Source organism: Streptosporangium pseudovulgare (assembly GCF_014648055.1).
Classification (GTDB): Bacteria; Actinomycetota; Actinomycetes; order Streptosporangiales; family Streptosporangiaceae; genus Streptosporangium; species Streptosporangium pseudovulgare.
Window position 1 is genome coordinate 282,259 of the sequence record NZ_BMQJ01000012.1, and the last position, 10,520, is coordinate 292,778.

General features: G+C 69.9%; 10 protein-coding genes. 1 reads left to right on the forward strand and 9 read right to left on the reverse strand.

Translation table 11 applies throughout. From position 1 onward, the window contains the following. Positions 1-273 precede the first annotated feature (273 nt). From IEZ10_RS24030 to IEZ10_RS24055, 6 genes are all read right to left on the reverse strand, one after another. Positions 274-612 (reverse strand): DUF6300 family protein, encoded by a 339-nt coding sequence (locus tag IEZ10_RS24030; RefSeq protein WP_189248755.1) that lies wholly within the window; start codon positions 610-612, stop codon positions 274-276. After that, positions 609-4,157 (reverse strand): DNA polymerase III subunit alpha, encoded by a 3,549-nt coding sequence (dnaE, locus tag IEZ10_RS24035; RefSeq protein ID WP_189248756.1) that lies wholly within the window; start codon positions 4,155-4,157, stop codon positions 609-611. The genes IEZ10_RS24030 and dnaE overlap by 4 nt, the downstream gene beginning before the upstream one ends. A gap of 397 nt (positions 4,158-4,554) precedes the next feature. Continuing rightward, the gene (locus IEZ10_RS24040; protein WP_189248757.1) at positions 4,555-5,751 is read right to left on the reverse strand and encodes an acyltransferase family protein; all 1,197 of its coding nucleotides are present in this window, start codon (positions 5,749-5,751) and stop codon (positions 4,555-4,557) included. Between the two features lie 305 nt (positions 5,752-6,056). Continuing rightward, positions 6,057-6,668, reverse strand: a complete 612-nt coding sequence (locus IEZ10_RS24045; protein WP_189248758.1) for a hypothetical protein — start codon at positions 6,666-6,668, stop codon at positions 6,057-6,059. Next, a complete protein-coding gene (locus IEZ10_RS24050; RefSeq protein ID WP_229811572.1) occupies positions 6,665-7,216 on the reverse strand; it encodes an RNA polymerase sigma factor in 552 nt (183 codons plus the stop codon). The genes IEZ10_RS24045 and IEZ10_RS24050 overlap by 4 nt, the downstream gene beginning before the upstream one ends. A 256-nt stretch (positions 7,217-7,472) precedes the next feature. Next, positions 7,473-7,994: a TIGR03086 family metal-binding protein gene (locus IEZ10_RS24055; RefSeq protein WP_229811573.1), complete on the reverse strand. Its 522-nt coding sequence runs from the start codon at positions 7,992-7,994 to the stop codon at positions 7,473-7,475. A gap of 19 nt (positions 7,995-8,013) precedes the next feature. Between IEZ10_RS24055 and IEZ10_RS24060 the strand changes: the two genes are divergently transcribed. After that, positions 8,014-8,880, forward strand: a complete 867-nt coding sequence (locus IEZ10_RS24060; protein ID WP_189248761.1) for a DUF6597 domain-containing transcriptional factor — start codon at positions 8,014-8,016, stop codon at positions 8,878-8,880. On the opposite strand, the gene IEZ10_RS24065 is transcribed toward IEZ10_RS24060, so the two are convergent. The 3 genes from IEZ10_RS24065 to IEZ10_RS24075 form a co-directional block, all read right to left on the reverse strand. Then, positions 8,859-9,404, reverse strand: a complete 546-nt coding sequence (locus IEZ10_RS24065; protein WP_189248762.1) for a dihydrofolate reductase family protein — start codon at positions 9,402-9,404, stop codon at positions 8,859-8,861. The two genes, IEZ10_RS24060 and IEZ10_RS24065, sit on opposite strands and share 22 nt — an antisense overlap. 135 nt (positions 9,405-9,539) lie before the next feature. Continuing rightward, complete coding sequence (locus IEZ10_RS24070; protein WP_189248763.1) at positions 9,540-10,241, reverse strand: helix-turn-helix domain-containing protein; 702 nt, start codon at positions 10,239-10,241, stop codon at positions 9,540-9,542. Between the two features lie 176 nt (positions 10,242-10,417). Beyond that, a partial coding sequence (locus IEZ10_RS24075) for a cellulose binding domain-containing protein (protein WP_189248764.1) occupies positions 10,418-10,520 on the reverse strand: 103 nt, incomplete at its 5' end.

Below are 10,520 nucleotides of genomic sequence, written 5' to 3' on the forward strand. Positions count from 1 at the left end.
TGGCCGCCGGGGCGCTTTCACGGCGCTCGTTCATCGTCTCCCCCGCCTCGACCGTTTCGGGTGGGAGAAGCCGTCGGGTTCTCGACGTCCGGCAGGTGGATCGTCCGTCCGTCGTGCAAGGATCGCACGGCCGCCCACTTGCTTCTCCCCGCGACGGGCGTTTTTAGAGAAGAGCCGGCGAATAGGGCATACGAACCATCTGACGGCAAAGCGTTCACGGAGAACGGCACGGTCCCGAGTACCGCAGGACGCGGCACCCGGGACCGTGTCGTGTCACAGCTCGCCGTGCCGCCAGGCGTCGGCCTCCAGCGCGGCCCCGTCCAGGGTGGGCGGCCGCAGGTGGCCGGTCCACTGGTCGAGCAGCCGTGTGAACGCCTCGGCGACGTCACCGGTGACGGTTCCGTGGACGTGGAACCAGGTGATGAGCGGCCCGGCGTGCGGGTCGCCGGAGTCGCATCTCGCGCACAGCACGACCGGGACGCGACCGCGGACCGCGGCTCCCCGGGCGTTGGTCCAGCCGTGGGCGACCAGCGCCGACAGCAGGCCCTCACCGTCGCAGCGAGGGCATACCGGAGGCTCCACGACCGAGACGACCTCGACGGGGCGGCTCACAGGGCGATCGCGTCCGATCCGATCAGCGCCTTGACGTCCCCGGCGAAGGACGGGGCGGCGTCGACCTGGTAGTCCGGCAGGGCCATGACCACCGTCCGGCCGGTGTGACGGCGCAGACGCACCTGCACCGGCACCTTGCCCTGGTGCATCTTGAGGATGTTGCGCAGCTCCTCCACCAGTTCGGCGGTGACCCGCTCCTCCCGCAGGAAGATCGTGACGGGCGGGCCGGAGTCGCTGGTGACGCTGGAGACGTCGATGAGGGTGAGATCCTGGGCGAAGATCGAGATCGCGCCGTCGCGGTTGTTGATCTGACCTCCCACCGACACCACGGAGTCCTCCCGCAGCATCGGCCCGTACAGCTCGTAGTTCTTGGGGAAGAACAGGCACTCGACGGCGGAGTCCATGTCCTCGACCACGACGATCGCCCAGAGGTTCCCGGCCTTGTTGACGCGCTTGTCGACCTTCGTGATGAGACCGCAGACCCGGACGTCGCCGCGTTCACGGCCGCTGTCGAGCAGGTCGGCGATCGTGGTGTCGCGGTTGCGCACCAGGAGGCGTTCGGTGCCGGCGAGAGGATGGTCGGAGACGTACAGACCGAGCATCTCCCGCTCGAAGTCCAGGCGCGTCTTCTTGTCCCACTCGGTGTCGGGGACGGTGACGGTGAAGGCGTTCTCCTCGGTGTCGTCGGCGCCGCCGAACAGGGAGTCCTGGCCGTGGGCCTCGTTCTTCTTGATGTCGATGACGGAGTCGACGGCCTGTTCGTGGGTCAGCAGCAGCCCCTTGCGGGGGTGGTCGAGGGAGTCGAACGCTCCGGCCTTGATCAGGGATTCGATGACGCGCTTGTTGCAGACCTGCAACGGCACCTTGCTGAGGAAGTCGTTGAAGTCGGTGTAGTCGTCTTTCTCCTGGCGGGCCCTGATGATGCCTTCGACGACGTTCTCACCGACGTTGCGGACCGCGCCGAGACCGAAGCGGACCTTGTCGTCGCCGACCGCGGCGAACGTCAGGTCGGAGTCGTTGACGTCGGGCGGCAGGACCTGGATGCCCATCTTGCGGCATTCGGCGAGGTAGATGGCGGCCTTGTCCTTGTCGTCGCCGACGCTGGTGAGCAGGGCCGCCATATAGTCGGCCGGGTAGTTGGCCTTGAGGTAGGCCGTCCAGTACGCGACGAGGCCGTAACCGGCGGTGTGGGACTTGTTGAAGGCGTAACCGGAGAACGGCAGCATGACGTCCCACAGCGCCTGGATCGCCCCGTCGCTGTAGCCGTTGCCGCGCATGCCCGCCTGGAAGTTGGCGAACTCCTTGGCGAGGATCTCGGGCTTCTTCTTGCCCATGGCGCGGCGCAGCAGGTCGGCGCCGCCGAGGGTGTAACCGGCCAGCTCCCGGGCGACCGCCATGATCTGCTCCTGGTAGACGAGCAGGTGGAAGGTGGAACCGAGGATCGGCTCCAGGGCGTCCTTCAGCTCCGGGTGGATCGGGGTGATCTCCTGACGGGCGTTCTTGCGGTGGGCGTAGTTGGTGTGGGCGTTGGCGGCCATCGGGCCGGGCCGGTACAGCGCGAGGACGGCGGCGATGTCCTCGAACCGGGTGGGCTCCATCAGCCGCAGCAGCTGCCGCATGGGACCGCCGTCGAGCTGGAACACGCCCAGGGTGTCGCCGCGGGCCAGCAGCTTGTAGGTGGTCTCGTCGTCGAGGGGGATCTCCTCGGTACGGATCGTCACGCCGCGGTTCTGTTCGATGATCTTGATGGCGTGGTCGATGATGCCGAGGTTGCGCAGGCCCAGGAAGTCCATCTTGATCAGGCCCATGGACTCACAGGACGGGTAGTCGAAGCCGGTGATGACCACGCCGTCCTTGTCCCGCATGTGCATGGGGATCAGGTCCAGCAGCGGCGCGGACGACAGGATGACCGCGGCGGCGTGCACGCCGGTGCCGCGGATCAGGCCCTCGATGCCGCGGCCGGTGTCGATGACCTTGCGCACGTCGACGTCCGACTCGTACAGGGAGCGGATCTCACCGCCCTCGACGTAGCGGGGGTGCTCGGGGTCGAACATCTTCGCCAGGGGGACGCCCTTGCCCATGACGTCCGGCGGCATCGCCTTGGTGATCTTGTCGCCCATCGCGAAGGGGTAGCCGAGGATGCGGGAGGCGTCCTTGACGGCGGCCTTGGCCTTGATCGTGCCGAAGGTGTTGACCTGCGCGGTGTACTCGCTGCCGTACTTCTGGGTGACGTAGGACACCATGCGGTCGCGCTGGCGGTCGTCGAAGTCGAGGTCGATGTCGGGCGGGCTGATGCGCTCGGGGTTGAGGAACCGCTCGAACAGCAGGCCGTGCTCCAGCGGGTCCAGCTCGGTGATGCGGGTCGCGTAGGCGACGATCGAGCCGGTCGCCGATCCTCGGCCGGGCCCGACGGGGATGCCGTTGTCACGGGCGTACTTGCAGATGTCGGCGACGACGAGGAAATAGGAGGAGAACCCCATGGGGCCGATGACCTTCATCTCGGTCTCGTACCGCTCCCACACCTCGGCGGGGACCGGATCGCCGTAGCGCATCACCAGGCCCTGCTCGACCTCCTTGCGCAGCCACGACTCCTGCGTCTCCCCCTCGGGGACGTCGGGGTACTGCGGCATCCGGTCGACGTAGGCGAACACCTCGTCGTAGTCGCCGATCATCTCGGCGACCAGCAGCGTGTTGTCACACGCCTCGGGCAGCTCCCTGAACAGGCCCCGCATCTCGGCGGGGCTCTTGACGTAGTAGCCCGACCCGTTGAACCTGAACCGGTTCGGGTCGTCCTTGTTACGGCCCACGCCGACGCACAGCAGGCTGTCGTGGGCGTCGGCCTGGTCCTCGGTGACGTAGTGGGAGTCGTTGGTGGCCAGCAGCGGGATGTTCAGCTGCTTGGCCAGGCGCAGCAGGTCCTCGCGGACGTCGCGCTCGATGTCCAGGCCGTGGTCCATCAGCTCCAGGAAGTAGTTCTCCCTGCCGAAGATCTCCTGGTAGCCGGCCGCCGCCGCGACGGCCTCGTCGTACTGGCCGAGCCGCAGCCGGGTCTGCACCTCTCCCGAGGGGCAGCCGGTGGTGGCGATGATCCCCTCGGCGTGCTCGGCGACCAGCTCCCGGTCCATGCGGGGCTTGCCGTAGTAGCCCTCGAAGGAGGCCCGGGACGACAGGCGGAACAGGTTGCGCAGGCCCGCGGCGTCCTTGGCCCACATGGTCATGTGGGTGAACCGGCCACCGCCGGAGACGTCCTTGCCGCCTTCACCGTCCGCGACGCCGGTCTCGGCGCGCTTGCCCCAGAACACCGGCTTCTTGAAGGAGCGGGACGCGGGCGCCACATAGGCTTCGATGCCGATGATCGGCTTGATGCCCGCCTTCTTGGCCTCCCCCTGGAATTCGTAGGCGCCGAACATGTTGCCGTGGTCGCTCATGGCGATGGCGGGCATCTCCAGCCGCGCCACCTCCTCGAACATACGGCCGATCTTCGCCGCACCGTCGAGCATCGAGTACTCGGTGTGGACATGCAGATGCACGAAAGATTCGGTCACCTGTTCCCCTTTTCTTCAGGCCGGCCGCCGTTTTCCGGCCCTGGAGCCTACGCCTCCCGGCGCCTCATCTCCACCTTCCCGCCCGTCTGCCTCATCGATGGGCATAAGTCGCGCCTCCCCCACCGGTACGGCACGAGCAAACCTCAATCAATAGCATCTGACCTGCTGTTTTTCACCGGGACAAGACGAGTGGCGCCGCCCCCACCCGCTGGGTACGGCCAGCCGCCGCCGGGGGCGCGGCGGCCTGGCGTGGCGCGTGGTCCGCGGGCGGGACGCCGTGCTCTCCGGACGGGCGAGGGGCCTCACCGTCGTGGTCGCGGCCGCTGTCGTCTGGCTGGTCTCCTCATCCTTCACGCCGACCCGGTAGGAGCACGGCCGGCGTTCCCGGCGCGGGGCGTCAGCCGCCGGCCGAGATGAGACGCCTGCCCAGCCGTTGCGCCGGGGCCTCCACGAAACGCCAGGTCAGCGCACTGAGGCCGAGGAGCGCCGCCACCACGCCCGCCAGTGCCGACAGCCGCGCCCCCAGCGGTACGGCCGACGGCTCGGGCCAGAACCACTGGACGGTCTCCAGCAGCAGCGGGTGGAGCAGGTAGATCGAGTAACTGACCAGCCCCAGCCAGGACAGGATCCGGGGCATCCCGCGGTGCCGCAGCGCCATCGCGGCGACGAAGGTGAGCCAGGCGGCGGCCTCGGCCGTCTGGGTGCCGAGGTCGCCGCGCGCCAGCCAGATCCCGGCCAGTGGCACCAGCGCCACCCAGCCCGCCCGCCTCCAGGGGATCTGGCCCTGCTCGGCCCGGTACAGCGCCGTTCCGGCGAACATGGTGGCCAGGATCAGCAACCCCTGCCAGGGGCCGGGGTAGCTCTGGTTGACCGCCAGCAGCCCGAGCACGGTCGCCCCGATGACGATCGCACCCGCCCGCCGTACCGCGCCCGAGCCCGCGAGCACCGCCGCCAGGCCCGCCGTCACCAGGGCCGCCACCACCAGCGTCGCCGTCAGCATCCGGCCCGAGCCGCCGGCCGAGAACAGCGCGGCCGGCAGCACGCCCGCGCCCGCCACGGCCGCCGCGGTGAAGGCGAGCGCGTACGCGATGCTCCGCCGGTGCAGGCCGAGGCTGAACATCGCGGTCAGCAGCAGGTAGAACGCCATCTCGTACGACAGCGTCCACAGCACGTTCACCAGGTTCGGCATGGCCAGCAGGTTCTGCAGCATCATCAGATGGCCCGCTGTCAGGGAGACCGGTCGTGAGCCCCACCAGATGTGGAGGCCGTCCCATCCGGCCGCGCTCAGCAGCAGCACACCCACCGCGCACACCATGAGCGGCGGGTACAGCCGGAAGAAGCGGGAGACCCAGAAGGCGCGCACGTCGCCCCGCCGTTCCAGCGATGCCGGCACGATGTAACCGCTGACCAGGAAGAACACGGTCACGCCGTACCATCCGGGCTCGAAGACCGCCTTGACCGGCGTCCGCGCCTCGGGCAGCAGGGGCTGGAGCGCGTGCTCGAAGACCACGAACAGGGCGGCGAGGCCGCGGAGGGCGTCGAGCCAGGCCATGCGCCGCCCGGTCCGCCGAGCCGCCACCGGAGCAGTGAGCATCCGACGATGCTAATGATCAATGTCCGGAAAATACTCTGATGTTGAGAAATAGCGGAAGGTAAGCACTGGCGGTCACCGGCCGCCGGAGGCATCGCCGTCACGGCGTCCTCGCCCCCGGCGGCCTCACCCCCGGCGGCCACGGCGGCCTACGGTGTCCACGCGTCCGGCGGCCATGACGGCCTTCGACGGGTGGAACACGGGTCCCGCGCGACCAGGACGGTCACGCGGGACCTCGGCGGATCGTTCTCAGGCGGCATCACCTTCGAACGACCATCGCCTTCACGGCCGGACCGGCTCCGCGAGGATCAGTCACCCGCCGGAGGCCGGCCGGAGCCGCCGGTGTCCTTCCAGAGCGGGTTGTCGACGACCACGCACGGCCGAGCCGGCCCTTCGACCACGAAAGACCCGAGCTGCCACTCCGTCTTCGGCTTCGGACCGGCGGACGCGTTCTTGGCCTCGCTGAACATCATCACCAGGGTCCGCCCCTTCCCGACGTACCGGGGGTCGATCCTCAGCCCGTCGTGATCCAGCCGGGCGGCCCTGCCGGACGCGGAGGCGTCCCAGTCCTCCGGGGAACCGTCGCCTCCGATGGCCTTTCCCCTGTCCTCGCCGCACCACTTGCCGGGCGGGAGGTAGGTGATGTCGGCGTCCACCCCCAGCTTCCCCAGGTCCTGTTCCAGCTTGTCGGCGTCCCTGAACTCGTTGAGCCTGACGTCGATCGTGCCGTCGGTGTTCCTGGTCACCGCGTACGCGGGCTGCTCCACCCCGGTCAGCAGCGGCACCACGATCGCCGCCGCCGCGGCCAGCCCGGCCACCGCCGCCCCCGCGAACAGGCGGCGGCCGGTACGGCGGCGCCGCTCGGCACGCGCCGTGATCTCGTCCTTCAGTTCCATCAGTATTCGCTCCTCGAAGCTCATCCCGGTGTTCCTTCCATGACGAAGGGCAGTCCTTGCAGCGTGCGGCGGGCGCGGTGCAGCCTCATCTTGGCGGCCCCCTGCCGGATGCCGAGGGCCGTCGCCGCCTCGGTGACCGTGAGCTGGTCGATGACGACCAGCTCCAGTACGGCGCGCTCCCCCTCGGGCAGGCCGGCCATGGCCGCGAGGACCCGCCTGGCGGGCCGCTCCGCGTCGATGCGCTCCTCAAGCCTGGCCAGGTCGTCGCTGTCCAGCGGCCGCCGCCCGCTCATCCGGTCGGTGAGCCGTGACTCCCTGAACAACCGGCGCCGCTCGCTGGAGAGCGTGTTGCGTGCCACGCCGTACAGCCACGCGACCTCGCTCCCCGACTCGGCCCGGTAGGTGTGGGCGGAGTCGAGGACCGCCATGAACACCTCGGCCACCAGGTCGGCGACCGTGTGCGGATCGTCGACGCGCCGAGCGAGAAAGCGGGTGACCGCGTCGACGTGCCGCCGGTAGAAGGCTTCGAACGCCGCGTGATCCCTGGCGATCTCCGCCCGTTTACGACGCACCGGCACTGCTCCCTTCGTCGCCTGACACCCTTACTTGGTCAGAAGCGGGCAAAGGGTCACGAGAGACGGTGGCTCTCCTTGTTCTCCCTGTTCCGAGGCGGTGCGGGAGGGACGGCGGCCGAGGAGGGCACGGCGACGTCGGAGCCGGGCGTCATGTCCTCGCATTCAATGCCTCGGCGGCGCGTGACGTCGCGTCCGACCGGCGGGCCCGGAACGAGTCAGGTCGTCCGGGCCGGATCAGAACATCCAGGCCGGGTCAGGGCGTCCAGGCCGGGTCCCGGCCGATGACGCCGAGCAGGCGGTCGAACGGCGGGGCGTCATCCGGCACCGCCACCGGCGGTCCGAAGGCGCCGCGCTGCCTGCCCGTCTCCACCATCCGGTCGGTGAAGCTCAGCGCCCGCGAGACCGCCCCGGGGTCCGGCTCGTACTCCTGACCGACGGCCCTGGCCAGGTCCCAGCCGTGCACGACCATGTCGACGAGGTACATGTGGGCCAGCACGTCCATCGGCAGGCCCATGGCGGGGCTGGTGCCCTCCCACGCCTCCGGCCGCGACCAGGCGGCCAGCGTGCGCTCCGCCCGCTCGGGGAAGTCGCCCGCGTACGGTCCCCGCTCGGTCATCGGCCCCCCGTGGGCCAGCGACTCGAACATCTCCGCCACCCACTCAAGGTGGCCGACCAGCTCACTGACGTCGAACTTCTCACACGGCGTCGGAAGCCCGAGCTGCTCCGGCCGCACCCCGCGCACCAGTTCCGCGGTCCGTTCGGTGGCGCGCCTCATCAAGGGCATCATGTCGTCCATGACAGCCAGCGTGCCCCATCCGCCCGAGGCCCGGCTTGTAGAAACGCGACAGCGCGGCTGGGTGGACCCGTACGCGGGGCTCGACGCCTTCGACTACGTCAGGCAGGCGCCGTCACCGGAGCTCGCGGCGTACGTCGAGCACTTCTGGGTCGTCACGTGGACCGGCCTCGCCGAGCCGTACGAGCAGCGCATCGTCTCCCATCCCACCGTGAACATGACGATCACCGATGACTTCCACCGGATCGCGGGGGTGATCAGAGGCGGGTTCTCCTACACGATGCGGGGCGACGGTCGCGTGCTCGGCGTGCGTTTCCGCCCGGGTGGCTTCCGGCCGTTCCTCGACGGCCCGGTGTCCCGGCTGACCGGCCGCTTCACGGAGATCGGCGAGATGTACGGCGCGGCGGGCGCGACGCTGGTCGGGCGTGTCCTGGCCGAGCCCGGCGCCCGGGCCGCCGTCGCGCTCGTCGAGAGGTTCCTGCTGGATCTGGAACCCCGGCGGGACCCGGTGGCCGAGGAGGTCGCGGCGCTGGTGGCGATGGCGGAGGGCGACGTGTCCGTGACCCGGGTCGACGAGCTGGCCGCCCGGGCGGGGCGGTCGATGCGCTCGCTGCAGCGGCTGTTCCGCGACTACGTCGGCGTCGGCCCCAAATGGGTGATCCGCCGCTTCCGGCTGCACGAGGCCGCGGAGCGGGTGTACCGGGGCCTCGACCTCGCGACGCTGGCCACCGAGCTCGGCTACACCGACCAGGCCCACCTGACCCGCGACTTCACCGCCGCGGTCGGCATGTCACCCGCGGCCTACGCCCAGCTCGCCGGATCGGAGCGGCGCGCCGCACGCGCCGGTCAGCCGACGTCCGGGACGTAGGTCAGGTTGAGCACGCCGGACCGGAACGTCTCGGACTCGACCAGCTTCAGCCTGTGGGTCGGGGTGTCCTCGAACAGCCGCTGACCGTGGCCGACGGCGATCGGGTGGACGAGCAGCTTCAGCTCGTCGAGCAGCCCGTTGGCCAGCAGCCACCGCACGGTCGTCGCGGAACCGGACATCTGGATGGTGCCCTCGGTCCGCTCCTTGATCTCACGCAGCCCGGCCGCGACGTCACCGGAGACGACGGTGGTGTTGTTCCAGTCCGCCTCCCGCAGGGTGTTCGACACGACGTACTTGCGGGTGCCGTTGATGAACTTGGCGAAGTCCTGGTCCTGGTCCGCCGTCGTCCAGTACGCCGCCCACTCCTCGTACAGCCTGCGGCCCATCAGGAACGCCGTCGCGTCCCGCATGCCCGCCTCGACCGCCGCGCCCATCTGGTCGTCGAAGTACGGGAAGTGCCACTGGTCCGGCGACTCGGTCACGCCGTCCAGCGAGATGAAGAAGTTGGAAACGATCTTGGCCATTGCGTTGTTCCTTTGTCGTCGAGATCCGAGGAGTGCCTGCGGCAGGGCGGCAGACCCTTTCTCCTCGCCGGCGCCGGCGGCGGAACCCTCCGCCACGACGATGGCTGTGGCCATGAGGTTAGGCGGGCACGGCGCTCAGGTCTTGTACAGAAGCGACAGCGGCTCCGACGGGCCCGGGGCACTCAACTGCGTGGCGGTCCGCCCGATGTAGCGGGCCAGCGACCGCGCCAGATGCGGCTGGTCGAAGTATCCGAGCAGGTGGATGACGTCGTGGACCGGCACGCCCTCCAGGAGCAGGACCGCCGCCCGCCGGGCGCGGTCGATCTGCCGGACGGCGCCGCGGGTGAGCCCGGTCGCCGCCACGAAGCGCCGCTGCACGGTACGCTCCGACACGTCCGGCGGGTCACCGCGAAGCACCGCGGCGACGAGCGGGTCACGGACCAGGACGCCCTCGCGTGCCATCCGCCGTACGAACGCCTCGGCGTTGTCGTAGTCGGGAACGCGCCAGGTGGAGCCCTTCAGCCAGAAGGATGTGCGTGTCGCGTCCGGGATCTCCGCGGCGCCGTCGACGAGCCGGCCGACCGGAAGATGCGGCATCGAGGTGCCGAGCGAGAAGTTGATCCCGAAGAACGTGGCGTCCTCGGGCACGGGGGCCGGGCTCGCCCGCGACTCCGGCCCCTGAACGGCCACGCTGACCCGGCCGCGGTGCTCCCAGAAGACCAGGTCCCAGTGCGCGGTCGCGACCGAGGTCATCCGTTCCACGCCGTGGCTGGTGCTCCGCCACACCCGCTCGATGTACGGCGAGTCAGACGATCGGTCCTCGATCTCCAGCCCCATCCGAGCCGTTCCCTTCACCCTGTCGGCGCCGCCGGTTCCGATGGTCAGGAGTGTGGCACGGGACCCGCCGGAACGCCGCGCCGTCCGGTGGGCCGGGAAGGGCCGGTGAGCCGGGAAGGGCCGAGCCGGCTCACCGGAAAGGGGACGGGCCGGCACGGGTGGAGCCGGTCGTCGCGTCAGGAGAGGGTGCAGGCGGCTCCGTTGAGGGTGAACGCGGTGGGCTTGGCGGTGTCGCCGGTGTGGGTGGCCTGGAAGCCGATCTCGGTGGAGGCTCCGGGT